Source organism: Kribbella sp. NPDC026611 (assembly GCF_040638345.1).
Classification (GTDB): domain Bacteria; phylum Actinomycetota; class Actinomycetes; order Propionibacteriales; family Kribbellaceae; genus Kribbella.
The window spans coordinates 98,815-124,100 of record NZ_JBEZYC010000001.1 but is presented as its reverse complement, the minus strand read 5'-3'; the positions used below and the strand labels follow the sequence as shown (position 1 = coordinate 124,100).

General features: G+C 68.7%; 26 protein-coding genes. 14 read left to right on the top strand and 12 right to left on the bottom strand.

Features of this window, described 5'->3' with window-relative positions; genetic code table 11:
- Positions 1 to 28 precede the first annotated feature (28 nt).
- Positions 29 to 811 (bottom strand): IclR family transcriptional regulator C-terminal domain-containing protein, encoded by a 783-nt coding sequence (locus AB0E69_RS00615; protein WP_360137259.1) that lies wholly within the window; start codon positions 809 to 811, stop codon positions 29 to 31.
- Positions 812 to 933: 122 nt separating this feature from the next.
- Between AB0E69_RS00615 and AB0E69_RS00610 the strand changes: the two genes are divergently transcribed.
- Genes AB0E69_RS00610 through AB0E69_RS00600 form a run of 3 tightly spaced genes read left to right on the top strand, consistent with a single transcriptional unit; the run spans position 934 to position 4,616 of the window.
- Positions 934 to 1,983, top strand: a complete 1,050-nt coding sequence (locus AB0E69_RS00610) for a maleylacetate reductase (protein WP_360137256.1) — start codon at positions 934 to 936, stop codon at positions 1,981 to 1,983.
- Positions 1,984 to 2,016: 33 nt separating this feature from the next.
- Positions 2,017 to 2,889 (top strand): intradiol ring-cleavage dioxygenase, encoded by an 873-nt coding sequence (locus AB0E69_RS00605; RefSeq protein ID WP_360137253.1) that lies wholly within the window; start codon positions 2,017 to 2,019, stop codon positions 2,887 to 2,889.
- Positions 2,886 to 4,616: an FAD-dependent monooxygenase gene (locus AB0E69_RS00600; RefSeq protein WP_360137250.1), complete on the top strand. Its 1,731-nt coding sequence runs from the start codon at positions 2,886 to 2,888 to the stop codon at positions 4,614 to 4,616. The genes AB0E69_RS00605 and AB0E69_RS00600 overlap by 4 nt, the downstream gene beginning before the upstream one ends.
- Here the strand turns inward: AB0E69_RS00600 and AB0E69_RS00595 are convergent.
- From AB0E69_RS00595 to AB0E69_RS00585, 3 genes are all read right to left on the bottom strand, one after another.
- Positions 4,605 to 4,793, bottom strand: a complete 189-nt coding sequence (locus AB0E69_RS00595) for a hypothetical protein (RefSeq protein WP_360137247.1) — start codon at positions 4,791 to 4,793, stop codon at positions 4,605 to 4,607. The genes AB0E69_RS00600 and AB0E69_RS00595 overlap by 12 nt on opposite strands.
- Before the next feature lie 620 nt (positions 4,794 to 5,413).
- Entirely contained in the window at positions 5,414 to 6,613 is a 1,200-nt protein-coding gene (locus tag AB0E69_RS00590) for an alpha-amylase family protein (protein WP_360137244.1), read from the bottom strand.
- Positions 6,603 to 7,604 (bottom strand): FUSC family protein, encoded by a 1,002-nt coding sequence (locus tag AB0E69_RS00585; protein ID WP_360137241.1) that lies wholly within the window; start codon positions 7,602 to 7,604, stop codon positions 6,603 to 6,605. Before AB0E69_RS00585 ends, AB0E69_RS00590 begins: the two co-directional genes overlap by 11 nt.
- 49 nt (positions 7,605 to 7,653) lie before the next feature.
- On the opposite strand from AB0E69_RS00585, the gene AB0E69_RS00580 reads away from it, so the two are divergent.
- On the top strand, positions 7,654 to 8,076 hold the full coding sequence (locus tag AB0E69_RS00580) for a MarR family transcriptional regulator (protein WP_360137238.1): 423 nt from the start codon (positions 7,654 to 7,656) through the stop codon (positions 8,074 to 8,076).
- A gap of 18 nt (positions 8,077 to 8,094) precedes the next feature.
- On the opposite strand, the gene AB0E69_RS00575 is transcribed toward AB0E69_RS00580, so the two are convergent.
- A complete protein-coding gene (locus AB0E69_RS00575) occupies positions 8,095 to 8,754 on the bottom strand; it encodes a TrmH family RNA methyltransferase (RefSeq protein ID WP_360137235.1) in 660 nt (219 codons plus the stop codon).
- A gap of 24 nt (positions 8,755 to 8,778) precedes the next feature.
- Here AB0E69_RS00575 and AB0E69_RS00570 point away from each other — a divergent pair, with 24 nt between their 5' ends.
- Both AB0E69_RS00570 and AB0E69_RS00565 read left to right on the top strand, forming a co-directional pair.
- Positions 8,779 to 9,474 carry a DedA family protein gene (locus AB0E69_RS00570; RefSeq protein ID WP_360137232.1) on the top strand — a complete coding sequence of 232 codons (696 nt, stop codon included), beginning with the start codon at positions 8,779 to 8,781 and terminating at the stop codon, positions 9,472 to 9,474.
- A gap of 4 nt (positions 9,475 to 9,478) precedes the next feature.
- The gene (locus tag AB0E69_RS00565) at positions 9,479 to 10,225 is read left to right on the top strand and encodes a nucleoside phosphorylase (RefSeq protein WP_360137229.1); all 747 of its coding nucleotides are present in this window, start codon (positions 9,479 to 9,481) and stop codon (positions 10,223 to 10,225) included.
- Between the two features lie 13 nt (positions 10,226 to 10,238).
- On the opposite strand, the gene AB0E69_RS00560 is transcribed toward AB0E69_RS00565, so the two are convergent.
- The 4 genes from AB0E69_RS00560 to pyrE form a co-directional block, all read right to left on the bottom strand.
- Positions 10,239 to 10,649 carry a hypothetical protein gene (locus AB0E69_RS00560; RefSeq protein WP_360137226.1) on the bottom strand — a complete coding sequence of 137 codons (411 nt, stop codon included), beginning with the start codon at positions 10,647 to 10,649 and terminating at the stop codon, positions 10,239 to 10,241.
- Positions 10,650 to 10,742: 93 nt separating this feature from the next.
- The gene (locus AB0E69_RS00555; protein WP_360137223.1) at positions 10,743 to 13,724 is read right to left on the bottom strand and encodes a BTAD domain-containing putative transcriptional regulator; all 2,982 of its coding nucleotides are present in this window, start codon (positions 13,722 to 13,724) and stop codon (positions 10,743 to 10,745) included.
- Positions 13,725 to 13,939: 215 nt separating this feature from the next.
- Complete coding sequence (locus AB0E69_RS00550) at positions 13,940 to 14,746, bottom strand: LemA family protein (RefSeq protein ID WP_360137220.1); 807 nt, start codon at positions 14,744 to 14,746, stop codon at positions 13,940 to 13,942.
- A gap of 75 nt (positions 14,747 to 14,821) precedes the next feature.
- Entirely contained in the window at positions 14,822 to 15,367 is a 546-nt protein-coding gene (gene pyrE / locus AB0E69_RS00545; protein WP_360137217.1) for an orotate phosphoribosyltransferase, read from the bottom strand.
- A gap of 112 nt (positions 15,368 to 15,479) precedes the next feature.
- Here pyrE and tdh point away from each other — a divergent pair, with 112 nt between their 5' ends.
- The 6 genes from tdh (at position 15,480) to AB0E69_RS00515 (ending at position 20,451) form a co-directional block, all read left to right on the top strand.
- Positions 15,480 to 16,529 (top strand): L-threonine 3-dehydrogenase, encoded by a 1,050-nt coding sequence (gene tdh / locus AB0E69_RS00540; RefSeq protein ID WP_360137214.1) that lies wholly within the window; start codon positions 15,480 to 15,482, stop codon positions 16,527 to 16,529.
- Positions 16,529 to 17,710 carry a glycine C-acetyltransferase gene (locus AB0E69_RS00535; protein WP_360137211.1) on the top strand — a complete coding sequence of 394 codons (1,182 nt, stop codon included), beginning with the start codon at positions 16,529 to 16,531 and terminating at the stop codon, positions 17,708 to 17,710. The genes tdh and AB0E69_RS00535 overlap by 1 nt, the downstream gene beginning before the upstream one ends.
- A 45-nt stretch (positions 17,711 to 17,755) precedes the next feature.
- Positions 17,756 to 18,025 carry a ribbon-helix-helix protein, CopG family gene (locus AB0E69_RS00530; RefSeq protein WP_360140339.1) on the top strand — a complete coding sequence of 90 codons (270 nt, stop codon included), beginning with the start codon at positions 17,756 to 17,758 and terminating at the stop codon, positions 18,023 to 18,025.
- Positions 18,025 to 18,435 carry a type II toxin-antitoxin system VapC family toxin gene (locus tag AB0E69_RS00525; protein ID WP_360137208.1) on the top strand — a complete coding sequence of 137 codons (411 nt, stop codon included), beginning with the start codon at positions 18,025 to 18,027 and terminating at the stop codon, positions 18,433 to 18,435. Before AB0E69_RS00530 ends, AB0E69_RS00525 begins: the two co-directional genes overlap by 1 nt.
- A 46-nt stretch (positions 18,436 to 18,481) precedes the next feature.
- Entirely contained in the window at positions 18,482 to 19,564 is a 1,083-nt protein-coding gene (locus AB0E69_RS00520) for a winged helix DNA-binding domain-containing protein (RefSeq protein WP_360137205.1), read from the top strand.
- Positions 19,565 to 19,626: 62 nt separating this feature from the next.
- Positions 19,627 to 20,451 carry an aldo/keto reductase gene (locus AB0E69_RS00515; protein ID WP_360137202.1) on the top strand — a complete coding sequence of 275 codons (825 nt, stop codon included), beginning with the start codon at positions 19,627 to 19,629 and terminating at the stop codon, positions 20,449 to 20,451.
- Between the two features lie 188 nt (positions 20,452 to 20,639).
- Here the strand turns inward: AB0E69_RS00515 and AB0E69_RS00510 are convergent, their stop codons facing one another.
- The gene (locus AB0E69_RS00510; protein ID WP_360137199.1) at positions 20,640 to 21,581 is read right to left on the bottom strand and encodes a LysR family transcriptional regulator; all 942 of its coding nucleotides are present in this window, start codon (positions 21,579 to 21,581) and stop codon (positions 20,640 to 20,642) included.
- A 259-nt stretch (positions 21,582 to 21,840) separates the two neighbouring features.
- Here AB0E69_RS00510 and AB0E69_RS00505 point away from each other — a divergent pair, with 259 nt between their 5' ends.
- A complete protein-coding gene (locus AB0E69_RS00505) occupies positions 21,841 to 22,740 on the top strand; it encodes a LysR family transcriptional regulator (protein WP_360137196.1) in 900 nt (299 codons plus the stop codon).
- Positions 22,741 to 22,925: 185 nt separating this feature from the next.
- Here the strand turns inward: AB0E69_RS00505 and AB0E69_RS00500 are convergent, their stop codons facing one another.
- Both AB0E69_RS00500 and AB0E69_RS00495 read right to left on the bottom strand, forming a co-directional pair.
- Positions 22,926 to 23,591, bottom strand: coding sequence for a hypothetical protein (locus tag AB0E69_RS00500; protein WP_360137193.1), 666 nt, complete (start codon positions 23,589 to 23,591; stop codon positions 22,926 to 22,928).
- Positions 23,592 to 23,732: 141 nt separating this feature from the next.
- Positions 23,733 to 24,500, bottom strand: a complete 768-nt coding sequence (locus AB0E69_RS00495) for an SDR family oxidoreductase (protein ID WP_360137190.1) — start codon at positions 24,498 to 24,500, stop codon at positions 23,733 to 23,735.
- Positions 24,501 to 24,553: 53 nt separating this feature from the next.
- Here AB0E69_RS00495 and AB0E69_RS00490 point away from each other — a divergent pair, with 53 nt between their 5' ends.
- Complete coding sequence (locus AB0E69_RS00490; RefSeq protein WP_360137188.1) at positions 24,554 to 25,231, top strand: pyrimidine 5'-nucleotidase; 678 nt, start codon at positions 24,554 to 24,556, stop codon at positions 25,229 to 25,231.
- The last annotated feature ends 55 nt before the right edge of the window (positions 25,232 to 25,286 follow it).

Genomic DNA, 25,286 nt, shown 5'->3' with positions numbered 1-25,286 from the left:
GCCTCAACGGCCTGGATGGGTCGGTGGGTCAGAACGCGCCGCGGTGGGTTAGGGCGGTGGTGATTTGGGTGGCGGCTTGGACGAGGTACGGGAGGACCTCGGTGCGGAGCGAGGCCGGGGTGGAGCGGGAAGCGTGGGCGGAGACGTTGAGGGCGGCGATGATGCGGCCGCGGGAGTTGTGGATGGGGGCGGCGATGGAGCGGAGGCCCAGTTCGAGCTCCTGGTCGACCAGGGCGTAGCCGTCGGCGCGGGCCTTTTCGATCGTGGCGCGGAGGTCCGGGGCGGAGGTGAGCGTACGGGCGGTGAGCGGCTCAGCCTCGAGCGCATCGAGGTACGCCGTGAGCTCGTCGTCGGGGAGGCCTGACAGGAGGACGCGGCCCATCGACGTCGGGTACGCCGGGAGTCGCGCACCGACGCCGAGGGCGACCGTCATGATCCGGCTGGTCGGGACGCGGGCGACGTACACGATGTCGGGGAGGTCGAGCGTCGCGATCGAGCACGATTCGCGGGTCTTCGCGCTGAGGTCCTCCATGAACGGACCCGCGAGCTCGCCGAAGTCCAGTGACGACAGGTGGGCCCAGCCGAGGGCCAGCACCCGTGGCGTGAGGGAGAAGCGACGGCCGTCGCTGCGGACGTAGCCGAGCTCTTCGAGGGTCAGCAGGATCCGGCGGGCTGTTGCGGGGGTGATGCCGACCGAGCGCGCAACCTCGCTGAGCGTCTGGGACGGGGCCTCGGCCGAGAAGGCGCGGATCACGGCCAGACCACGTTCCAGCCCCTGGAGGAACGTGCCTGTAGACGGCTCACTCGTCATCGGCTAGCCTACTTTTCGTTGAAAGAAGAACTATTCGCTGAGCGAAATCCTATCGGAGCCCGGATGCGCCGTCCAGTTCTCACCACCCAGCCTGTGTGTACGACCGAGGGTCGGTGATGGGCGTGGAGGGTTTCGCACACGATTTCCTGCCGGGTCGGGTGGTGTTCGGCGCAGGATCGCTCGACCAGGTGGCCGGTGAGGTCGAGGGCCTCGGGGTACGGCGAGCGCTCGTGATCGCGACCCGGTCCGCGCGGGACGCGGCCGACGTGGTCGAGATCGCGCTGGGCAACTCGTTCGCGGGCCGGATCGACGGTGTCACTCAACACGTTCCGACCGAGCTCGCCGACCAAGCCCGCGCCAAAGCCCGGGAGGTCGACGCCGACGGAATCATCGCAATCGGCGGCGGCTCAGCCATCGGCCTGGCCAAGGCAATCGCACTCACCAACGCCGTGATGATTGTGGCGGTGCCTACGACCTATTCGGGGTCTGAGATGACGCCGGTTTGGGGGGAGACGGCGGGTGGGGGTAAGGCGACTGGGCGTGATCTGAGGGTGTTGCCGCGGGTGGTGGTGTATGACGCGGTGCTGAGTCAGGGGCTGCCGCTCGGGGTGACGGCGGCGAGTGTGGCCAATGCCGTTGCGCACTGTGTGGAGGCCGTCTGGACGCCGCGGGCGGATTCGATCACCGAGACGTTCGCAGTCGAAGGCCTTCGGAAGCTCACCGCCGGGCTGCAGTCAGTGTTGGTGGCACCAACGGATCTGGAGGCTCGGGGCGAGCTGCTGTACGGCGCGTGCCTGGCCGGCGTGGCGCTGGCCGCGGCGGGGACCGGGCTGCATCACAAGCTGTGTCACCTGCTGGGTGGGACGTACAACCTCCCGCACGCGGAGACACATGCGGCGGTGTTGCCCCAGGTGGCGCGCGTCAACGCACCCGCCGTACCGGAAGCCAAGCGGCGGCTGGAAGAGGCGCTGCAGACGGACGACCTGGCCGGTAGGTTGTTCGAGCTGTTCGAGGCCGCCGGAGTACCGACGAGCCTGCGAGCGCTCGGGCTGACCGAACAGCAGGCGGTCGAGGCGGCGCAGAAGTTCGAACCCACCGACAACCCGGTCCCCGTGACCGTGGAGTTGACGACCGAGATTCTCACCCGGGCCTGGGCCGGGACGCGACCGTGACCTTGACAGTGACCGTGACCGAGGAGCAAGTGGATGGACCTGCAAGGGGATGACCTGACCGAAGCGGTGGTGACCAGCTTCGACGGCAGCGCGAGCGAGCGGTACAGGACGGTGATGGCCACGCTCGTCAGGCACCTGCACGCGTTCGCGCGCGAGGTGGAGCTGACCGAGGACGAGTACTTCATCGCGATCGACTTCCTCACCCGGACCGGCCAGATCTCCACCGGGACCAGGCAGGAGTTCGTCCTGCTCGCCGACGTACTCGGGCTGTCGATGCTCACTGTCGGCCTCGGCAACCGGAAGCCGCCGGAGGCGACTCAGTCGACCGTGTTCGGCCCGTTCTTCGTCGAAGGGTCGCCCGAAGCGCAGCTAGGCGACGACATCGCGAACGGCGCCCCCGGCCAGCCGTGCCTGGTGAGCGGCAAGGTCCTGAACACCAAGGGAGAGCCGATCGCCAACGCGTTGGTCGAGACCTGGCAGGCCGACGAGGACGGTTTCTACGACGTCCAGAAGGATCTCGACGGTCCGCAGAACCGGGCCCACCTCACGACCGATGCCGAGGGCAACTACGCGTTCTGGGCGGTCAAGCCGGTCGCCTATCCGATCCCTGACGACGGCCCGGTCGGCGAGCTGCTTCGCGCCGGCGGTCGCGGCCCGATGCGGCCGGCCCACATCCACTTCATGGTCACGGCACCCGGCTACGCGCGCCTGATCACGCACGTGTTCGACGAGGGTGACCCGTACCTCGACAGCGACGCGGTCTTCGGCGTCAAGCAGTCCCTGATCGCCGGCTTCACCGAGCACGACGCCGGCACCAAGGCCCCGGACGGCAAGACGCCAGACCAGCCTTACTACACCGTCAGCTACGACCTGGTGCTCGCCACCACCGAGGAGACGCAGCAGTGATCACCACAGACGTCCTCATCGTCGGCAGCGGCCCCGCCGGCGGAGCCGCCTCACTGTTCCTCTCCACGTACGGCGTGGACAACATCGTCCTCACCCGCTACGGCTGGACCGCGAACACGCCCCGCGCGCACATCACCAACCAGCGCACGATCGAGCTGATGCGCGACATGGGTATCGAGGACCAGGTCAACGACAAGGGCACCGCGCATCACCTGATGGGCCAGACCGCCTTCTGTACCAGCCTGGCCGGCGAGGAGATCGGCCGGATCCGTACGTGGGGCACGCATCCGCGCCGGCTGGCCGACTACACCGAGGCCAGCCCCTGCCTGCCGATCGACCTTCCGCAGACGCTGTTCGAGCCGATCCTGGTCAGTACGGCGGCCGGCCGCGGCGCCCGCCTTCGCTTCAACACGGAGTACCTCTCGCTCGAGCAGGATGCCGACGGGGTCACCGCGACCGTCCGGGACCGGCTCAGCGACGAGACGTACCAGATCCGCGCGAAGTACCTGATCGGCGCCGACGGCGGCCGGAGCAAGGTGGCGCAGGACATCGACCTGCCGATGGCCGGCGCGATGGACATCGAGGGCTCGATGAACATCGTGTTCGAGGCCGACCTGAGCAAGTACGTCGCACACCGTCCGAGCGTCCTGTACTGGGTGCTCCAGCCGGGCGCCCAGATCGGTGGCATCGGCGCCGGCCTGGTCCGGATGGTCCGGCCGTGGAACGAGTGGCTGATCGTCTGGGGCTACGACATCAACCAGCCCGCGCCGGTGGTCGACGAGGCGATGGCGACCGAGATCGTGCACAACCTGGTGGGTGACGACACGATCGACGTGAAGCTGAAGGGGACGTCGGTCTGGAGCGTCAACCACATGTACGCCGAGAAGGTCTCCAGCGGCCGCGTGTTCTGCATGGGCGACGCGATCCACCGGCACCCGCCGAGCAACGGCCTCGGCTCGAACACGTCGATCCAGGATGCGTACAACCTGGCCTGGAAGCTCGCGCTCGTACTCAAAGGTCAGGCAGATCCCACGCTGCTCGACACGTACGACGCCGAGCGGGCCCCGATCGCGCAGCAGATCGTCGAGCGCGCCAACAAGAGCCGGAACCAGTTCGGCCAGATCTTCCACGCCCTCGGCATGACCCCGGACGCGCCGCCCGGCCGCACGATCGAGTCCCGCAAGGACGACACCCCGGAGGGTGCCGCCCAGCGTGAGGAGCTGCGGCAGGCGATCGAGCTCAAGGACTACGAGTTCAACGCGCACGGTGTCGAGCTCGGCCAGCGCTACCACTCGTCGGCCGTCATCCCCGACGGGACACCGGAGCCGCCGTACGAACAGGACGAGGAGCTCTACTTCCACCCGACGACGTGGCCCGGCGCCCGGATCCCGCACAGCTGGCTGACGCGCGGGTCCGAGACCGTCAGCACCCTCGACGTGGTCGGCAAGGGCCGGTTCACGCTGCTCACCGGCATCGGTGGCGACGCGTGGGTCAAGGCGGCGCGGTCCGTGTCCGAGCAGCTCGGCGTACCGATCGAGCCGTTCGTGATCGGGCCGGGCCGCGAGCTGGACGACCTGTACGGCGACTGGGCCCGGGCGCGCGAGATCCCGGACGAAGGCTGCCTGCTGGTCCGGCCGGACGCGCACATCGCCTATCGCTCGTTCGAGCAGCCGGCCGACCCGACGGAAGCCTTGAAACAGGCCGTCAGCGCGCTCCTAGGCCGCTGACGACGCGAGCTCCGAGCGCAGCAGCCGGTCGAGGATCGCCGAGATCTCCGCGGTCTCGGCATCCAGCAGCGTGATCAGCGCAACCCGGGAAGTCTCCGAGCGCGCCTCCAGAGCCGCCGCGCTCAAGGCGCGCACGGTCCCCAGCTCTTGGATCAGTTCGTCCCACAAAGCGTTCATGCAACCAACCCCCATGATTCCCGTCCGAACCCAGTACGACGTACTTGATGCACGTCGAGCCCCCCGAGTTGGGGCCTGACTTTGGTCGAGAAGCCTCACTTCTGTCGTACGGCACAACGCAGCGAGCGACCGGCAGGTTACGGATTCGTCAAGAATTCGTCCCAGCCGGACTGCAACAAGATCGGTCCGCGGTGGCTCTTATCCCTCCGACAGGCTGTTGCCGAACGGAAGGGTGCCCGTGACCACCGACCTCGACGAGTTCTCCGGCTTCGTCGCCGCCCGGGGCACTCAGTTGTTCCGGATGGCGTACCTGCTGGCCGGCGACCGGCATGCCGCCGAGGACCCGGTGGAGCGAAGATCAGGCTGCTCGACGAGACCGGCCTCCCCGGCGGCGACGGCGAGACGTACGCGCGACGGCAGGCGAACCTCACGCGTGCGGACGGGTTCAGCCTCAATCTCAGCGTCGCAAGCAAGTCCGCGCCAGCGCTCACGTTGCAGCAACTGAAGGCCATTGCGACCAGTCCCCGCTGGCAGAAGCAGCTTGACCAGGCGTACCTGGATCAGGCCACCCACCTCTTCACCCCGCGCCTCGTGACCCAGGCGAGCGTCCCGTACCTGCCCTACCCCACCAAGTGAAATCCGTCTGAGGCTGTCAGCGACCAGCTGTGCGGGGGGACAGCTGGTCTGTCCGGCAGGGGGAAGATCTGCTCCTCGTCCGAGACGTTGAGCAAAAGCAGGACCGAGGCGTCGTCGTGGGTGCTTCGGAGAGCGAGGGTCTGGTTGGTCAGGTGTTCGACGGTGGTTCGGGCTCGGGTCAGCCAGGCGTTGCGGCGGCGTAGACCGATCAGATCCTGGTGGAGGCGGTACGTCGGCCGGCCGTCGGGCGCGAGCTTGTCCGGCGTCGGTGGGAAGGCGGGACGGATCGCGTCGTCGCCGCCGGCGCGGTCCTCTTTCAGGCCGCGGAAGGCCTGCTCGTCGCCTGCATAGACGCTCGGGATGCCTGCCACCAGGAAGAGGATCGCCAGCGCGTGGCCGAGGTGGCGGTCGTCGGTCAGCTTGGTCGCGATGCGGGTGACGTCGTGGTTGCCGACGAAGGTCTGCGGGACGAAGGTGTCGAGGAGCGCGTTGTGCCGGCCAAGCGCGTAGGAGAGCTCGAAGAAGTTGCCGTCGTTGAGCGAGCTCCAGATCGCCTTCCACAGCTCGTACTGCGTGATGGAGTCGAGCCCGCTCTTCGCGACGTAGCCGGCGTAGTCGCCGTGGATCACTTCGCCGAAGTACCAGGCGTCCGGGTACTCCGCCCGAGGCAGGACAGAGCGCCAGAACTCGGCGGGTACGGCGTACGCCGCGTCGAGGCGCCACGCGTCGACACCGCGGGCGAGCCAGTGCTTCAGGACGTCGCCGACGTACTGCGCGACCTCGGGACGGCTGTGGTCGAGCGCCACCAGGTGCTCGTGGCCTTCGAAGGTGTCTGTCCCCCGGAACCACTCGTGCGGACCGGCGAACGAACGGGCGACATGGTTGAAGACGCCGTCGAGCGCGACCCTGATGCCGCGGGCGTGAGCCTTGGCCACCAGGCGGTCGAAGTCGGCATCGTCGCCCAGCCGCGGATCGATCTGGAAGTGGTCGATGGTGTCGTAGCCGTGCGTCTCGGAGGCGAACACCGGACCGAGGAGCAGACCGGAGCAGCCGAGCTCGACCAGGTAGTCCAACCAGTTCTCGAGTTGCGGCAGGCGCTGCGTGACGGCCCTTTGAGCAGTCGGTTCGGCGCCGGTGAAACCCAGCGGGTACACCTGCCACCAGATCGCGTGGTCAGCCCACATGGGTTCTCCTCAGGACGCTTGGCAGGATCGCGATCGTGCAGCCGATGATCGTGTCGACGAGTCGGTAGCCGACGGTTGAGAGGTGCGGAGTACGGCCCAGGTCCATCAGTAGCACGAGGAGTGGGGTCATCACGGTCGCGTACGCGGTGTAGTTGCGTTCCTTCAGGAGCGGGCGGATGCCGGCCAGGATTGCGACTACGGCGACCACGACCCACGAGGGTGGGACCCAGAGGATCAGGGCCGCGCCGAGGAGGACGCCCCCGCAGGTCCCGAGGCAGCGTTGCGTGGCTCTGAGCAACGAGTTGCCGCGGCGGCGGAGGACGATGACGACGGCCAAGGCGATCCAATGCACGTTTTGCTGGTGCCAGAGGACAGCGATCGCCTCAACGGGTGCCAGACAGGCGGCAAGGACGAGGGGGTAGCGCCAAGCCTCCCAGTGATGCAGCTTGCTCCACCAGCGGCGGACGAGGTACGCCGGGCTTGCTTTCTCGGGCTGGGTCCTTCGCTCGGTTGCCAGGATCAGCACGGTGGACCAGGCCGCACCCAGGGCGAACCACTTGGCTACTTCGAGCGGGTCGGCTGCGCCTAGACCTGAGGCGATCACGAGGAACATGACGAAGCGCGCGGTCGCGTCGGCCGCCCATCTGCTGAGCCCGCCGACCACGGCGGCCAGTGCAGCCAGCGCAACGATGGCTACGGCACTCGCCCAGCCATGTCCCCCCACCAGAGCGCCCAGGTAGGCCGCAGCCGTCACCACCAGCGCGGTCCCGACAAGCCTGACACCCGGCCGACCGTCTACCGCAGGGCCCGCAGGTCTGGCGGTGGTGGCCAGCGCGCCGAGGGCGGTGAGGGTTGCTTGTGGCAGGTGGTGGGTGGCGACGCCGTACGTGAGGGGGACGGCCATCGCGAGGGAGGCAGTGGCGAGACGCGGGAGACGGACGGGTACTTCTCGGGACCAGTGGACGAGGTGGTGAGCCTCGAAGAGTGTCATAGTAAGATCAACTTAGCATTTTCAAGCGGGTGAGGCGAGAGGTTAGTAAGTGGAAGCTTACGAAACGGCGATGGCGATCCGGCGGGCCAGCACGCGGTTGGCGTTGCGGTTGCGGGCCGAGCGCGTGGGCGACGGGCTGGGGAGTACGGCGGTCGCGGTGCTGGGGCAGCTGCATCGGCGGGGGCCGTTGACGGCTACCGAGATCGCGGCGGCCGAGCGGGTGCAGCCGCAGTCGTTGACCCGGGTGCTGGCGAGTCTTGAGGAGCAGGAGCTGATCAAGCGGGAGCAGGCGACGCAGGATCGGCGGCGGCACACGATCGAGCTCACCGACGCCGGACGCCGGCTGCTGACCGAGCATGTCACCAGCTCGGACGACTGGCTGGCGCAGGCGATCGTCGAGCGGCTCAATCCGACTGAGCAAGCCGTGCTGCAGCTCGCCGCCAACATCCTCGACCAACTCGTGGACGGCTGAGCCAGGAGCAGGCGAAGGTCAGCTTGCGGGCGGCTGGCCGAACGTGTGGCGGCGGATCCAGGCGTGCATCGCGATGGCGGCCGCAGCGCTGGCATTGATCGACCTGGTAGAGCCGAACTGGGCGATCGAGAGGACGGATGTGCAGACCTGGTGGGCCTCTGCTGTCAGCCCAGGACCCTCCTGACCGAAGAGCAGTACGCACTCGCGAGGGAGGGCGTACGTCTCGAGGGGCACCGACCCGGGCAGATTGTCGATGCCCAGGATCGGGAGTCCCCGGGCCGAGGCAAACTCAGCGAGGTCGGCGAGCGACGGCTGGTGGCGGACGTGCTGGTAGCGGTCGGTGACCATCGCGCCGCGGCGGTTCCACTTGCGGTTGCCGACGATGTGGACCTCGGCGGCCAGGAACGCGTTCGCGGTCCGGACGACCGAGCCGATGTTCAGGTCGTGCTGCCAGTTCTCGATCGCCACGTGGAACGGGTTCCGCTGCCGGTCGAGGTCCTCGACGATCGACTCCAGCTTCCAATACCGGTACTTGTCCACAACGTTGCGCCGGTCGCCCGCGGCGAGCAGTTCCGGATCGAGACGCGGGTCGTCCGGCCACTCGCCCGGCCACGGCCCGACGCCGACTTCGGACGGGGCGGCCAGGTCGGCCCCACGGAGATCGCTCAGCTCGTGCACAGGTCGGGACGCTACCCTGTCCGCGTGCTTTCTCTTGCCGTGATGCTGATGCCGAACTGGATGGACCCGGAGTACCTGCTGAACTGGCTGGGTGACTGGGCCCTCTGGGGGACGCTGCTGGTGGTGTTCATCGAGTGCGGGTTGCTGTTCCCGATCCTGCCCGGTGACTCGCTGCTGTTCGCGGTCGGCCTGTTCATCGCGCACGGCACGATCGACGTACCGCTCTGGCTGGCCTGCGTTCTGCTCACGGTGGCGGCGTTCCTCGGCAACGTCTCCGGCTACTACATCGGCCGCGGACTCGGTACGACGCTGTTCCGCAACCCGAACGCCCGGTTCCTGAAACCGAAGTACATCGAGCAGACGCACGACTTCTTCGAGCGGTACGGCCCGCGGGCGCTGGTGATGGCGCGGTTCGTGCCGATCGTCCGGACGTTCATCACGATCGTGGCCGGCGCCGGCAGGATGGACGCGAAGAAGTTCTTCCTCTGGACCGGGATCGGCGCGGTCATCTGGGCGCCGGGCATCACGCTGCTCGGGCATGCCCTCGGCAACGTGCAGTTCATCCACGACCACCTCGAGTCCGCGCTGATCCTGCTGGTCCTGGTCTCGCTGATCCCGATGGTCGTCGAGTACTTCCTGGCCCGGCGCCGCAACCGCAACAACCCGAGCTCGGAGGGCCCGAAGCACGCGGCCCCCAAGCACGCGGTCACCAACGACTGACCCGGTGCAGATCCCGCTCCTCGAGGACGACACCGACCAGCCCGGCATCCTCGAACCGGCCGAGCTCTACCGACCGAACGGCGCCCCGCCGCGCGCGGTGATGTGCTTCTTCAACGAGGTCGTGGAGTACGCGGGCGGCACCCTGCACGCCCGGTTCACCTCGCAGGAGCACCGGCCGGTCTACACCACGACCCGCAACGGCGTAGAGATCGCATACTTCTACCCCGGCATCGGTGCACCGTCCGCCTCCATCTCGATGGAGGAGGCGATCGTCATGGGCTGCCGTGACTTCGTCGCCGTCGGCGGAGCCGGTGCGCTGCTGCCGGAGCTCAAGCTGGGCGAGGTCCTGATCGCGGACCAGGCGCTGCGCGACGAAGGTACGTCGTACCACTACCTAGAGGCGTCGTCCCGGTTCGTCAGCGCGGACGAGGTGGTCAACGCAGCGATCGCCCAGGCATTGCAGGCGGCCGGCGTGCCCTACCGGCGCGGTACGACGTGGACGACCGACGCGATCTTCCGCGAACCGCGGTCGCGGCTCGAGCGGCGCGTTCTCGAAGGCTGCTCGACCGTGGAGATGGAAGCGGCGGCGTTCTTCGCGGTCGCGCAGTACCGCGGCGTGCGGGTCGGGCAGCTGCTGTACGCCGGTGACGCGCTGGCCGGCGACAAGTGGGACAGCCGGGACTGGATGCAGGCGACCGACGTCCGCACCGCACTCTTCGAGGTCGCCCTCGACGCGGCGTCCCGGCTCTGAGTCGTCAGAGACCTCAATGGCCGAAGGGAAAGTGCGGCTCCGACCAGACGCAGTCGGTGCTGACTGACGACAGGTCGGCCACCTCGACCACCCCGCTCAGCAGCGGACCGACCACCTGACCGGAGCCGAGCGCACAAGCCACCCGGATCCGGTCTGCCGCGTGGTACCAGACCAGCGCCCCCCGTGGCGCCACCCCCTCGTTGAGCAGGGCGTGTTGGTCGAGCCACCGGACCGCGTCGGTCGCGTCGTGCCACCCGCTGTCCTGTGCATAGCCGAACGCCATCCGCTGGAACTTCAGCGGCCAGTCCTCCCAGGCCGCCGAACCAACCCGCTCCAGCTGCCAGTTCAACGCCGCCTCCGTGTCCCGCGGGTTAGCCACCCGCGGGACGTTCCGGCGCTCCACGACAACCTCCCCCCAGGCCATAGGTACTCCCCCCGATTTCCCCCGAAGTCCTCGGCCTGTGCCGTGGCATGACAGAACTCTGCCGGAGACCGATACAGCCGCCGTACATTGGGCTCAGCCGGTTGCGGCTCCGGTCGAGGAGGTGGTCAGCAGCCGGCGGCACTCGGCGGCGCGGGCGTCGTTCGCGGCCTGCTGCCAGACCCGCGCGGCCCGCTCGAGGGTACGGCGGGCGCTGTCGACGTTGCCGCTGGACAGGTACAGCTGGCCGAGGTGCTGCGCCGCCTGGCCCTCCACGCTGCGATCACCGAGCCGATGGCCCAGATCGATTGCGTCGAGCAACATCTTGCGGGCCGCGGCCACCTCGCCACGCTCCGCGAGCGCCTGCCCCAGATCGGCCAGCGCGTACGCCGCGCAGTGGTCGTCGCCGATCCCGTTGAAGATCGCCAGCGACTTGCGCAGCTGCCGGATCGCCTGGTCGTGCCGGTCCTGACGGACCCGGAGCGCCGCGATCCGCCGCCGTACCTTGGCCTCGCGGTGGCTGTCGACCCGCCGCGCCGCGAGCAGGAACGCCTGCGCCAGGTAGCGGGCCGCGGCGTCTGTGTCGCCGCGGATCAGCAACGCGTTGGCCGTTGCGGTACGGGCCAGCGCCTCCGCGTTGGCGTTGCCTACCTCAACGAACGCTTCAATCGCCTTTTTGTACTGCGCCAGTCCCTCGTCGGGCCGTCCGCGCTCGCGCAACCACGTGCCCAGGCCGGTCGCCGCGATACCTTCGCCCAGCCGGTCCCCCGTCTCCGCGAACGCCTGCGCGGCCGCGTCGAAGTGCAGGTACGCCGGGTCCCAGTCGTCCTGGTAGAGCGCGAGCTGACCGAGGTTGCGGTGCATGATCGCCTCGCCCCACCGGTCGCCCACAGCGACTGCGCTGAGCAGGCCCTGCTGGTGCGAGCCGTTCCAGTCGTCGAACCCGGCGCGCATGTCCAGGTACGGTCCCCACGCGGCTGCGATGCGCCACGCGTACTCGTGCAGGCCGTTCTGCGCCGCGGCCCGGATGGCCGGCACGAAGGTACTGCGCTCGCTGTCGAACCACGCGATCGCGTCGGTTTCGGTGAACGGCGACGGGTCCGGTGCCGTCAGCGGGCCGCTGTGCTCGAGCACACCGAAGTACTCGAAGGTCAAGGCGTTGTTGGCCCGCCGGATCTTGTTGAGGATCGCGTCGAGCACGGTCTCGACGTCCCGGACCGCCTGTGCCTTCTGCTCGTCGTTGCCCACGCCAAGTGCGTGCAGCCGGAGCAGGTCGTGCACGCGGTACCTCGCCGTACCACGGTGGTCGACCGAGCTGATCCGAACCAGGTTGACCTCGATCAGCCGGTCCAGGCTGCGCCGCACCGAGGCCGGCGACGCCACCGCTTCAAGGGCTCGCGCCGAGAACACGCCGACGGCGAAGTGCCCGATCAGCCGGTACAACCGCTGCTCCTCAGGGCTCAGCGCCCCGTAGCTCAGGTCCGCACTGGTCCGTACGGCGAGCTCGCCGATGCTCAGCTCGTCCAGCCGCGACGTCTCGTCCCGCAACCGCCGCGCCAGCTCACGCGCACTCAGGTCCGGACGCTGTGCCAGACGGCTGCCGACGATCCGGATCGCGAGCGGCAGGTTCGCACACGCCTCCAGGATCTCCTCGGCCTCCGGTGACGCCGCGTCGATCCGGCCGGCACCGGCAACCGACGACAGCAGTACTGCGGCCTCCTGGTCGTCGAAGGTGTCCAGCGGCATGCTGTCCGCCCCGGCCAGGTCCATTAACCGGTTGCGACTCGTCACGACTACCGCCGACGCGCCCGTACCTGGCATCAGCGGCGTCACCTGACCCGCAGTGGCCACGTCGTCGAGGATGATCAGCACCCTCCGGCTGGCCAGCTCGGACCGCAGCATCGCCGACCGCCGCTCCGGGTCGGTAGGGATCGCGAAGTCCGGCAGGTTGAGGCTGAGCAGCAGGTCGGTGAGCGCTGCGGCCGGGTCGCGCGGCTGTGTCGCACCGTGCATGTCCAGATAGATCTGCCCGTCCGGGAAGTACTCGCGGACCAGATGGCCCAGCCGAACGGCCAGCGAGGTCTTGCCGGTCCCCGGTGCGCCGGAGATCACCGCGATCGGCGGACGGACGGGGTCGCGACCGCAGACGAGGTCACGCAGCTGCTCCAGGTTCGCCTGGCGGCCGCTGAAGTCGGCGAGGTCGAGCGGTAGCTGGCTGGGCGGCCGCTGCGGCTCCTGCAGCTCAGGCGCGGCCATCGGACCGGGCTGGGGCTCCGGGTCCGCGCGTTCCGTCGTACGGGCAGCCGGGATGCCTGGGTTGGGCCAGTTGGCCGAACGACCGTTCTCGGCGCGGGCACCGGCGGCTTCGAGCTCCGGACCGGGCTTGATGTCGAGCTCGTCGGCCAGTGTCTGCACTGCCTTCTGGTACGCCGCTCGCGCCTCGCCTACCCGGCCCGCTGCGATCAGGGCGTCGACCAGCCGGCGCCAGAGCTGTTCGTCGTACGGGTCGTCGGTGAGGCGGGCATTCAGCAGTACGGCGGCGCCACTGGCGTCGCCGTACTCCAGACGGAGGTCCAGGAGGACGTCCACCAGGCCGCGGTGCTGCGCCTCCAGCCGGGAGATCGACCCCTCCCAGGCCGCGGGCATCGCGAGGTCCTCGAGCGGACGGCCGCGCCACAGGTTGTACGCCCTGGACAGCACCTGCATGGCCTGACGGCCGTCACCGGCGTCACGCAGGTGACCGCCCTCCGCCAGCAGCGACTCGAACAGGCTGGCGTCCAGCTCGTCGACGCCGACCTCGATGCTGTAGCCGGACGCCGAGGTGTCGATCGGTGCGGGCAGCCCGGCCTCCTGCAGCACCCCGCGCAGCTGACGGACGTAGGTCCGGATGTTCGCCGTCGCCGAGCGCGGCGGGCTGTTCTCCCAGAGCGCGTCGGCGATCAGCCCGGTCGAGACGAACCGGTTGGGGTGCAGCAGCAGCGTGGCCAGCAGCTGGCGTGGCTTGGCGGCCTTCAGCGGCTGGCCCTGGACGTGGACAAGCCGCAACGGTCCGAGGATTGCGTACCTCAGACTGTCCACTCGCCCGCCCTCTCCTCTTGAACCGACCTATCGTGGCATCCGGTCGCAGCCTGCGGAAGCCCGATGTACGACGGATGTATCTCGCTGCGTCAGTGTTGACGCAGGTACCGGGGGGAGGGCAAGGCCCGGGAGTGGCGACCTGACCGCCGTCACGCCTGGGCCTGGCACTGGAGAGAGTCCGGGGTCGGGGGTCCTGGGCTACGGGGAACCGGTGCCTACTGGGAGCCACCGGTGAATGGCGGCTGACCGTCCTGTGGCGCGGGGGAACCCGCAGGCGGCCCGCCCACCGGTGGCTCTCCCTGGTAGCCCGGCTGCTGGCCCTGGTACGGCGGCTGGACCTGCGGCGGCTGCTGGTACCCACCCTGGTCGCCCGGCATCTGCGGGTGGATCTGGCCCGACGAGGCCGCGCCCGGCTGCACCTGCGGCGGCGCCTGCTCACCGGCCACCGAGCCGATCGTGCCGAACGAGACCTGCGGGACCGCGCGGACGTTGTCGTCCTTGACCTCGAAGTAGCCGGCCTTCTCGAACTTGAACGCGTTCGCGATCAGGTTCGACGGGAAGGCCTCGATCCGGGTGTTGTAGTCGCCGACGTTCGCGTTGTAGAACCGGCGGCCGGCCGCGATCCGGTCCTCGGTGTCGGTCAGCTCGCGCTGCAGGCCGAGGAAGTTCTGGTTCGACTGGAGCTGCGGGTAGGCCTCGACCGAGATCATCATCTGACGCAGCGCGCCGGACAGCTCACCCTCCGCGGCGGCCCGCTGCTCCGGGGTCGAGCCCTGCACGTTCACTGCCTGGGTGCGCAGCCGGGCGACCTCCTCGAACACGTGCCGCTCGTGCGCGGCGTACGCGCGGACGGTCTCGACCAGGTTCGGGATCAGGTCGTACCGCCGGTGCAGCTCGACGTCGATCTGCCGCCAGGACTCCTGGATCAGGTTCCGCTGCTTGACGAACCGGTTGTACGACGTGATCAGCACCAGCCCCAGAATCACGACGATCGCGACGACCGCGATGATGACGAAGGTCATTCCCCTGCTCCCGAGTATCGGTGAATGCTGCCAGCGACTCTACGGGCAACCGGGGCCGCCGTACCGCGGAACGCGTCAGCTCAGGCCGAGGTCGGCGAGGCCGAAGACGGTGCGGTACTCGAGGCCCTCCGCCTCGACGCGCTCCTGCGCCCCGGTCGCGCGGTCCACGATCACCGCGACCGCGACCACCTCCGCACCGGCCTCGCGCAACGCCTCGACGGCGGTCAGCACCGAGCCACCGGTGGTGGACGTGTCCTCGACCGCCAGCACGCGGCGGCCCTTCACGTCCGGTCCCTCGATCCGTCGCTGCAGACCGTGCGTCTTCTCGGCCTTGCGGACGACGAACGCATCCAGCGTCCGCCCCTCCTGCGCAGCGGCGTGCAGCATCGACATCGCGACCGGGTCGGCACCGAGCGTGAGCCCACCGACCGCGTCGTACTCCAGGTCCTTGGTGAGCTCGAGCATCGCCGGACCGATCAGCGGCGCGGCCGCCGCGTCCAGCGTGATCCGCCGCAGGTCGACGTAGTAGTCGGCTTCCTTCCCCGACGCCAGCGTCACCTTGCCATGCACGATGGCCTTGGTCCTGACCTGCTCCAGCAGCGCGTCCCGGTCGTAGCTCATGGGCGTCGAGCTTAGAACATCGCCTGGCCGGCGCGGGTGTGCAGTTCAACTGCAAAGGCTGTGTACGACGTGTCGATGGACGGGTGTGGTTGCCCGGGACGACGATGTGGGCGTGAAGGCACTCGTGAAGGCCGAGGCCGGGCCCGGTCTGTGGTTGCAGGATGTCCCAGAGCCGAAGATCGAGGCCGACGAGGTCCTGATCAAGGTACTGCGGACGGGATTGTGCGGTACGGACCTGCACATCCAGAGCTGGGACCCGTGGGCGCAGAAGAACGTGCCGGTGCCGATGGTGACCGGGCACGAGTTCTGTGGCGAGGTCGTCGAGGTCGGTGTCGGTGTCCGCGACGTCGCGGTCGGTGACCTGGTCAGCGGTGAGGGCCACCTGGTGTGCGGTCGTTGCCGCAACTGCCGGGCCGGGCGCCGGCACCTCTGCATCAAGACCCGCGGGCTGGGCGTCCACGTGCCTGGCGCGTTCGCGGAGTACGTCGCGCTGCCGGCGAGCAACGCCTGGGTGCACCGAGATCCGGTCGATCTCGATGTCGCGGCGATCTTCGACCCGTTCGGGAACGCCGTCCACACCGCACTGTCGTTCCCGCTGGTCGGTGAGGACGTGCTGATCACCGGCGCCGGGCCGATCGGGGTGATGGCCGCGGCGGTCGCGCTGCACGCCGGTGCGCGGAACGTGGTGATCACCGACCTCTCGGAGTACCGGCTGGACCTCGCGCGGAAGATCGGTGTCACCCGCGCGGTGAACGTCGGGGTGGAGACGATCGCGGAAGCGCAGGCGAGCCTGGGGATGCGGGAAGGGTTCGACGTCGGGATGGAGATGTCCGGGCAGCCGGCCGCGCTCCGGGACATGCTCGCGAACATGACGCACGGCGGGAGGATCGCGATGCTCGGGCTGCCGGCCGACGAGATCGCGATCGACTGGAGCACGGTGGTGCTCAACATGCTGACGATCAAGGGCATCTACGGCCGGGAGATGTTCGAGACCTGGTACTCGATGTCGGTGATGCTGGAGCGTGGGCTGGACCTGACGCCGGTGATCACGCACCGGTTCGGGTACGGCGACTTCGAGCGCGCCTTCGACGTGGCGCGCGCGGGGCAGTGCGGCAAGGTGATCATGGACTGGACGACGGAATCGTTGGAGGAGAAGCACTGATGTTCGGGCGGATGCGGGACGACCTGACGGCGACCATCGGCGAGATCCGGGACGCGGGGCTGTACAAGTCCGAGCGGGTGATCACCTCGCCCCAGCAGTCGCTGATCTCTGTTGCTACGGGCAACGAAGTACTGAACTTCTGTGCGAACAACTACCTCGGGCTGTCCGATCACCCGGAGGTCGTCGCGGCGGCCAAACAAGCGCTCGACCGGTGGGGCTTCGGGTTGTCCTCGGTGCGCTTCATCTGCGGCACGCAGCAGATCCACAAGGACCTGGAAGGTGCCTTGAGCAACTTCCTGGGCACCGAGGACACGATCCTCTACAGCTCCTGCTTCGACGCGAACGGCGGTCTCTTCGAGACGCTGCTCGGCGCCGAGGACGCGATCATCTCCGACGAGCTCAACCACGCGAGCATCATCGACGGCGTCCGGCTGTCGAAGGCCAAGCGCTACCGGTACAAGAACCGCGACATGGCCGACCTCGAGGCCCAGCTCAAGGACGCGGCGGACGCGCGGTACCGCTTGATCGCGACGGACGGCGTGTTCTCGATGGACGGGTACGTCGCCCCGCTGGACGAGATCTGCGACCTGGCCGAGCGGTACGACGCGCTCGTCATGGTCGACGACTCGCACGCCGTCGGCTTCGTCGGCCCGGACGGCGCCGGTACTCCGTCGCTGTTCGGCGTGAAGGACCGCGTCGACATCGTCACCGGCACGTTGGGCAAGGCCCTCGGTGGAGCATCCGGCGGTTACGTCTCCGCTCGCCGCGAGATCGTGGAGCTCCTCCGCCAGCGTTCTCGTCCGTACCTCTTCTCCAACTCCCTGGCCCCCTCGGTCACCGCGGCGTCCCTGAAGGCGCTGGAGCTCATCGCCGGCTCAACCGAACTGCGCGACAAACTCACCGCCAACACCACCCTCTTCCGCACGAAGATGACCGAGGCCGGCTTCGACATCCTCCCCGGCAACCACCCCATCGCCCCCGTCATGATCGGCGACGCAGCCGAGGCAGGCCGCCTCGCCGACGCCCTCCTCGACCTGGGCATCTACGTCATCGGCTTCTCCTACCCGGTAGTCCCCCACGGCAAGGCCAGAATCCGCGTCCAACTCTCTGCCGCCCACTCCACCGCCCAGGTAGAACAAGCAATAACCGCCTTCACCCAGGCCCGCGCCTCCCTCAGCTGACGGCACCAGCCGTGGTACCACCCGTGGTACCGTGGCTGTGTGGCCATGAATCTGAGACTCACCCCCGAGGTGGCGGCGGCTCTGCAGGCGGAGGCCGAGCGCACCGGCAAGTCTCAGCAGGAGATCATCCGCGACGCGGTCGCGCGGCATCTCCACCTGGTCGGGCGCGAAGCGCCGCTGTCCGACCGGGAGCAGGCGCGGGCGGAGGGCCTGGTCCGGCCGGCGCGGGTGCCCTACCGCAAGGTCACCCCTCGGCTGCGCCTGCCGAAGGGTGTGAACAGTCTCGACCTGCTGGATCGAGAGGACCGCTTCTGATGCGGGTGTACGTGGACAGCAGCGCGCTCATCAAGCGGGTGGTGCCCGAGGACGAGTCTGCCGAACTGTTGAGCTTTCTCGATGCGCACTACCAGCAGGACGATCTGCTGACGTCGTCGTCGCTGGCCTGGATCGAAGTGTCGCGCGCGGTGCTGTCCCGCGCGCGGTCGCCGATCGCGGCCGGCGACCTGATCGACGAGGCGATGTCAGGCATCGACGAGCGTCCGATGACGGCCGACGTGATCAGTGTCGCGCGCCGCATCGAGCCGCTGATCCTCCGCAGCCTCGACGCGATTCACCTCACCACGGCCGTTCTGATCGACGCCGACGTGGTCGTCACGTACGACGACCGCCTCGCCGACGCCTGCCGCCGCAACTCGCTCGCCGTCGCCTCCCCCGGCCGCAACTGACCGCGCACCCTCCACTTTTGTCGGTGGAGTAGGTGACGATGCCCGCATGAAGCTGAGTGCGAAGGCGGTCAACCGGGCGACGCTTGCGCGGCAGGTTTTGCTGGGGCGGGAGGAGGCGCCTGTCGTTGAGGTCGTTGGGCGGTTGGTGGGGATGCAGGGGCAGGAGGCCAAGCATCCTTATGTGGGGTTGTGGTCTCGGATCGAAGGGTTCGAGGAGGGGGAGCTGGATCGGGCGGTGGTGGCTCGGGAGGTGGTGCGGGCCACGCTGTTTCGGGGGACGTTGCATTTGGTGACTGCGGCGGACTATCTGCGGTTCCGGGCGACGGTTGCTCCGGTGCTCGAGGCTGGGCTGCGGGTGTTGGGAGAGCGTGGCGAGGGGCTCGAGCCGGAGAAGGTGGTCGCGGCGGCGGAGAAGTTGCTCGCGAAGGAGCCGTTGACGTTCACCGAGGTGCGGGATGCGCTGCAGCAGAAGTTCCCGGACGTGAACGAACGGGCGCTGGGGTTTTGCACCCGGATGCTGGTGCCGTTGGTGATGCATCCGAGTGAGGTGCGGTGGTCGTGGACGGCCAACTCGCGGTTCACGCCGGCGGAGGCTTGGCTGGGGAAGAAGCTGCGCAAACGGGCCGAGCTGAAGGAGCTCGTCACCAGGTATCTGGAGGCATTCGGTCCCGCGACGCCCGCGGACTTTCAGACCTGGTCCGGGTTGCAGAAGGCGAAGCCGATCTTCGACGAGCTCGAGCTGGAGACGTTCACCGACGACGCCGGCAAGACGTTGTACGACGTACCCGATGCACCGCGGCCGGATGCGGACACCGCCGCACCCGTCAGGTTCCTGCCGGAGTTCGACAACCTGTTGCTGTCGCACGCGAAACGGGAGCGGATCATCGCGGACGAGCACAAGCCCGCTGTGTTCACGAAGAACCTGCGCGTGAAGGCGACATACACCGTCGACGGCTTCGTCGCCGGCCTGTGGACGGTCGAGAAGAAGCGTGGTGTGGCCACTCTCACGCTGACCCCGTTCGGGCGGCTGACGAAGAAGACGACGACCGAGCTGGAGCGCGAAGGCGACGGCCTGGTCCGGTTCCTGGAGCCCGATGCGAAGTCCTACGAGATAGTTACTGCCGGTTAATGAGGTTGTTGTCACACGGCGAATGACTGGGCCGGAAACCCATTGCCCGGTGGAATGGACAGATGAGCACAGTCCCCTCCCTCACTCTGGACAACGGCGTCGAGATCCCGCAGCTGGGTCTGGGGGTCTGGCAGGTCCCGGACGAGATCGCCGCCGACGTGGTCACGACGGCGTTCGAGGCGGGGTACCGCCACATCGACACGGCGGCTGCCTACGGCAACGAACCCGGCGTCGGGCGCGCGATCGCCGCCGCCGGGATCCCGCGTGACGAACTGTTCATCACCACCAAGCTGCAGAACGACGACCAGGGCTTCGAGTCCACCCTGAAGGCGTTCGACGCGAGCGTGCAGCGGCTCGGCCTCGAGTACGTCGACCTGTACCTGATCCACTGGCAGTGCCTGAAGAAGGACAAGTACGTCGAGACCTGGAAGGCGTTCGAGCAGCTGTACGCCGACAAGCGGATCCGCGCCATCGGCGTGTCCAACTTCCACGAGCCCGCGCTCCGGCGGATCTTCGAGGAGACCACGATCCGGCCGGCGGTGAACCAGATCGAGCTGCACCCGGCGCTCCCGCAGGACGAGCTGCGCGCGTTCAACGCGGAGAACGACATCGTCACCGAGTCGTGGAGCCCGCTCGCCTCGGGTGAGCTGCTGGAGAACGCGGCGCTGAAGACCCTGGGCGAGAAGCACGGCAAGACGCCCGCCCAGGTGATGATCCGCTGGCATCTGCAGCTCGGCAACGTGGTGATCCCGAAGTCGAAGACCGCGAGCCGGATCCGGGAGAACATCGAGGTGTTCGACTTCCGGCTGGACAACGACGACATGGCCGCCATCGCCGACCTCGAGACCGGCGTCCGCACCGGCGGCGACCCCGACACCCTCGGCTGACCACCCACCCGAGCCCACCCGGCCCACCCGGCCCGCCCGGCCAGCCCGGCCCGACCGAGCCCACCCGGCCCCGACGGCCTTCGAGGGGATAACCGCTCTAGTTGAGTCTTCTCCCCTGGTGTGCCAGGGGAGAAGACTCAACTGCAGGGGATATCCCCTCGAATGTTTTCGGGGGTCGGCGGCGAGGGCTAGAGGAGTTCTAGGAAGCGGGCGAGGACTGGAGAGCGGTTTTCGGGGGACCAGGCGACGCGGAGTTGCCACGGCGGCAGGTCGTCGGAGAGCTCGCGGTACACGACCATGTCCGGGTTCGTCGGCGGCGTGGGGCTGATCAGGAGAGAGACGCCCAAGCCCGCCGCGACCAGCGAGATGATCGTCTGGACGTCGGCCGCCTCCTGCTCGATCCGCGGCGTGAAGCCGGCCGCGCGGCAGAAGCCGACGATCGTGTCGTGTACTGCGGGTCCGCTCACCCGCGAGTAGAAAACGAACGGCTCGTCCGCGAGCTCCGCCAGCCGGATCCGCTTCCGCCGCGCCAACCGGTGCCGCGCCGGCAGTACTGCGACCACCGCATCCTCGGCGATCACCCGCGACGCCAGCGCCGGCGCCAGCCGGACCACCGCCGTCCCGCCCGGATCAGCACCCGCACGCTTCCCACCGACCGCAGCAGGTGTGGTCAACGCCGGGACGCTCGGCCGAAGCAGGCCCACATCCGCGCGCCCGTCCCGCAGCGCCTCAGCCTGTCGCAACGTCGTCAACGTCTCCAGGTCGAGCACGACCTCCGGATACGCCTGCCGAAAGGCACCCAGGATTCGCGGCAGCAGCTCGAAGGTCGCCGACTGCACGAACCGCAGCCGCAGCGTCCCCAACTCACCCCGCTGCGTCCGCTGCGCCGCGCGTACCGCCTCGTCCGACCGCCGCAACAGGTCCTGAGCCTCGGCCAGAAACGTCCGCCCGGCAGCCGTCAGCACGAATCGCCGCCGCACCCGGGCGAACAGCTCCACCCCAAGATCGTGCTCCAACGCAGCGATCTGCCGACTCAGCGACGGCTGGGTCAGGTGCAGCCGCACCGCCGCCCGCCCGACGTTCATCTCCTCCGCGACCACCACGAACGACCTCAGCTGCCGAAGCTCCACACAGCCAATCATGCACCACAGACATCAACTGAGCGCATAACTTTCATTGGACGTATCAAGGCCGCGGTTCCTACTGTCGAAGAGTCGAAAGGAACCCATACCGTGCAGTACATCCCGTTCTCCATGATCAAAGCGATCCACGAGCAGACCCACTCCGCCGAGCCGCACGCCCCGGTCCGTCCGTACCGCCCTCGCCGGCACCTGTTCCGCGCCCTCCTGAACCAGTTCCGCAGCAAGGACGTGTGCGAAGCTGAGGTCCGTGATCGAGGTACGACGCCTGCGAGTGTTGCGCGCGCTTGCTGACCACGGCACCGTGACCGCGGCCGCCGAGGTGCTGCACCTGACGCCCTCGGCGGTCTCCCAGCAACTGGCCGCGCTCGAGGCCGAGGTCGGCCAGGAGCTGCTCGAACGTCGCGGCCGCCGGGTCGCGATCACCTCCGCCGGCCGCCTGCTCCTCACCCACACCGACACCATCCTGACCGAGGTCGAGCGCGCCGAGGACGCGATGCGCCTGCACGCCAACGGCAGCAACGGCGAGGTCCGCGTCACCGCCTTCGCCACCGCGATCACGCTGCTCGTCGCGCCCGCCCTGACCCGCCTGCGTGAGACCAGCCCCGGCCTGAGCCTGGTCGTCCGCGACGCCGAAGGACATCAGGGCATCACGCAGCTCCTCGACGGCGACGCCGACCTCGCGATCGCCGTCGAGCACCGCGGTTCACCCCGACCCGACGACCAGCGCCTGGCCCGGATCCCCTTGTACGCCGAGCCTTTCGTCGCTGTCCTCCCGCCGGCGCACCCCGCCGCGGAGCACGACACCATCAACCTCGAAATGCTTGCCAACGACAACTGGGTGATGACCGCCCCCGGCAACCCGGTCCGCGACGTCGTCCTGCTGGCCTGCGAACAGGCCGGCTTCCAGCCGAGCATCGTGCACGAGTCCGACGATTTCCGAGCGGTCGCCGCCCTGGTCGCGGCCGGCGCCGGCGTCTCGCTGGTACCGCGGCTCGCCGTACCCGAGCCGACCCTCGCGGTCATCCGCCCGCTGCCCGACCCGGCACCGACCAGGCGCGTCTACGCCGCCGTCCGCGCGAGCCGCGCCGACCACCCCCTGGTCACCGCGACCCTCGCCGTACTGACCGAGGTCGCCGAGAAGCTGTGACCCAGCTCACACAACGGTTTCGGGGTCCGGCCGACGACTACTCCGATCTCCTGAAGGCCCTGCGCGACGCCCCCGACGAGCCCACGGGCGTCGACATCGACCGAGCCATCCACGATGGCCGCCGTACTGTCCGCCGTCGCCGCGTTCTCGGTGGCGCCGCGATTGTCGCCCTGGTCGCCGCGGTGTCAACCACGCCCGTGGTGCTGGACGCGATCCACCCGGACAAGACGGAGCCGGTCGGTCCGGTGCAGACGACGTTCACGCCGTTCACCCCTTGGTCGAGGTCGTTCGATGTCGGCTCGGCGACCGGATTCACCCCGCGCCGGTACGCGACCGCGCGCCGCTGGCAGTCGGTCGTCCTGCTCCCCGCTACTGGGTCCGGCCTCGGACGGGACGCCGTCGCCACGCTGTACGCGCACGGCATCGACCCCGGAGGAACCAACGGCAAGCGGCTCGAAGACATCCAAGGCAAGCCCGTCTATCTGGTCAAGCAGGCTCCAGGCCAGGTCGAGATGACGTGGCAGTACGCCGACGACGGCTGGGGCACGGTCGTCGTCGACGGCTTGCAGGGCACCCCGGAACGCGCCCGGCACGTGGCCGAGAGCATCCACCTGCGCCACCAGCCGGCTCCGGTGACCATTCCGTTCACGATCGGCAAGGCCGTCGCGGCCGGCGCGACCCGGATCGTCGCGGTCACGGTGTCGGCGGGCGATCCGCCGCGCAGCCAGCACGCGTTCGTATCGCTGAGCAGCTCGGATCCCGACCGTCCGGACGACGTCGACCAACTGCCGAAGGTCGGAGCCGGCCGACCGGCGCCACCGATCGAGGCCACCACCACGATCGGTGGTCACCAGGCCGCGGTGTCTTCTGCCGAGGTCACCGTCCTTCTGGGCAGCAACTGGGCCGGCTACGTGCAGGCACTGACCACCCGACGGCCGTTGCGGCCACGCTCCAACTGCTTCCATCAGGGACGAGCGAGCCGATTCGGTGAATCAGCGGGAGCGGCGGCCGTCGAGGCCGATGGTGGAGACGCGGGTGATCAGCGTGCGGGGGATGAAGCGGGTGGCGGCGACGATGAGCTTGTAGCGGCGGCTCGGGACGGATACCGGCTTGCCGCGCATCAGGTCTTGCCAGGCCTCGTCGACCAGGTCCTCGGCGTTCAGCCACAGGAAGGACGGGATGACCGACTTGTCCATCTCCATCCGGTCGTGGAACTCGGTGTGCACGAAGCCCGGGGCCAGCGCCATCACCGCGACGCCCTTCGAGTGCAGCTCGGCAGCTAGCCCGGCGGAGAAGCTCGTCACCCACGCCTTGTGCGCGCTGTAGACGTTGCGCTGCAGGTACCCGGACACCGACGACACGTTGATCACCGCACCCGAGCCGCGCTCGATCATCGGCAGTACGGCGGCGTGCGTGAGGCGCAGTACGACGCGGACGAGCAGGTCGAGCTGCTTCTCCTCGACCTCGACCGGGTTGGCCCAGAACGGCTTCTTGTTGCCGAAGCCGGCGTTGTTCACCAGGACCTCGATCGGCCCGCTCTGGAACCGCTGCTCGACCCGCGCGAGAGCGTCCGGCTCGGTCAGGTCGGCCGCCAGCACCTCGCACTCAACACCGTGCTGCCGGGTGATGTCGGCCGCAACCTCCTTCAGCCGCGCCTCGTCCCGCGCCACCAGCACCAGGTCGTAACCCTCCAGCGCCAGCTTCTCCGCGAACGCGCGGCCGATCCCGGCAGTCGGCCCGGTGACGAGCGCAGTCGGCATGGTTCTCCGTCCTCCGTAGGTACCGCCTCCCAGTCTGTCACTACCCTGGGCTCGTGTTCGCGGACATCGATACCTGGGTTCTGGATCTCGACAACACGCTCTATCCAGCGGGCTCGGCGATGGCGGCGCAGCTGACGCAGGGGATCCTGTCGACGATTGCGGAGTACTACGAGACCGACCTCGCCGGCGCTCGCCAGATCCAGTCGGCGCTCGTCGCGGAGTACGGCACGTCGTTGCGCGGGGCGATGGTGACCGGCCGGATCGACCCGCACGAGTTCCTCGGCTTCGAGCGGCGGATCGACTACTCCGCGATCGATCCGAACCCGCGGCTCGCGACCGCGCTGCGCGCCCTGCCCGGCCGGCGGTACGTGTACACGAACGGGTCGGCGTACCACGCCGAGCAGACGCTGACGCGGCTCGGGCTGACCGACTGCATCGACGGCGTCTTCGACATCCTGGCCGGCGAGCTGATCCCCAAGCCGTACGCCGAGAGCCTCGACGCGTTCCTGAAGCTGTTCGATATCGACCCGGTGCGGGCGGCAATGTTCGACGACCTGGAGGTCAACCTCGCGCTACCGCACCAGCGCGGGATGACGACGGTGTGGGTGACCGGCGGGATGCCGGCCGAACTCCTCGCCGAGCGGCGCTGGCGGGCGGCGAACCTGCTCGACTTCCTAACCTCGTTGACGTCTGATGAATCACGCAAACGCTCGGACCAGTCAGGCTCCTGACAGCCTGAGGTGACCGAGGGTGGTCTGAGGACTTACGCTTCAGCTCGAGGAGGTG

Excerpts from the sequence above, each read along its gene's own strand:
- AB0E69_RS00530 (WP_360140339.1), top strand. The coding sequence starts at position 17,756 with ATGAATCTGAGACTCACCCCCGAGGTGGCGGCGGCTCTGCAGGCGGAG.
- AB0E69_RS00535 (WP_360137211.1), top strand. The coding sequence starts at position 16,529 with ATGTTCGGGCGGATGCGGGACGACCTGACGGCGACCATCGGCGAGATC.
- AB0E69_RS00495 (WP_360137190.1), bottom strand. The coding sequence starts at position 24,500 with ATGCCGACTGCGCTCGTCACCGGGCCGACTGCCGGGATCGGCCGCGCG.
- AB0E69_RS00525 (WP_360137208.1), top strand. The coding sequence starts at position 18,025 with ATGCGGGTGTACGTGGACAGCAGCGCGCTCATCAAGCGGGTGGTGCCC.
- AB0E69_RS00515 (WP_360137202.1), top strand. The coding sequence starts at position 19,627 with ATGAGCACAGTCCCCTCCCTCACTCTGGACAACGGCGTCGAGATCCCG.
- AB0E69_RS00585 (WP_360137241.1), bottom strand. The coding sequence starts at position 7,604 with ATGACACTCTTCGAGGCTCACCACCTCGTCCACTGGTCCCGAGAAGTA.
- pyrE (WP_360137217.1), bottom strand. The coding sequence starts at position 15,367 with ATGAGCTACGACCGGGACGCGCTGCTGGAGCAGGTCAGGACCAAGGCC.
- AB0E69_RS00560 (WP_360137226.1), bottom strand. The coding sequence starts at position 10,649 with ATGGCCTGGGGGGAGGTTGTCGTGGAGCGCCGGAACGTCCCGCGGGTG.
- AB0E69_RS00615 (WP_360137259.1), bottom strand. The coding sequence starts at position 811 with ATGACGAGTGAGCCGTCTACAGGCACGTTCCTCCAGGGGCTGGAACGT.
- AB0E69_RS00550 (WP_360137220.1), bottom strand. The coding sequence starts at position 14,746 with ATGACCTTCGTCATCATCGCGGTCGTCGCGATCGTCGTGATTCTGGGG.
- AB0E69_RS00605 (WP_360137253.1), top strand. The coding sequence starts at position 2,017 with ATGGACCTGCAAGGGGATGACCTGACCGAAGCGGTGGTGACCAGCTTC.
- AB0E69_RS00595 (WP_360137247.1), bottom strand. The coding sequence starts at position 4,793 with ATGAACGCTTTGTGGGACGAACTGATCCAAGAGCTGGGGACCGTGCGC.
- AB0E69_RS00520 (WP_360137205.1), top strand. The coding sequence starts at position 18,482 with ATGAAGCTGAGTGCGAAGGCGGTCAACCGGGCGACGCTTGCGCGGCAG.
- AB0E69_RS00590 (WP_360137244.1), bottom strand. The coding sequence starts at position 6,613 with ATGTGGGCTGACCACGCGATCTGGTGGCAGGTGTACCCGCTGGGTTTC.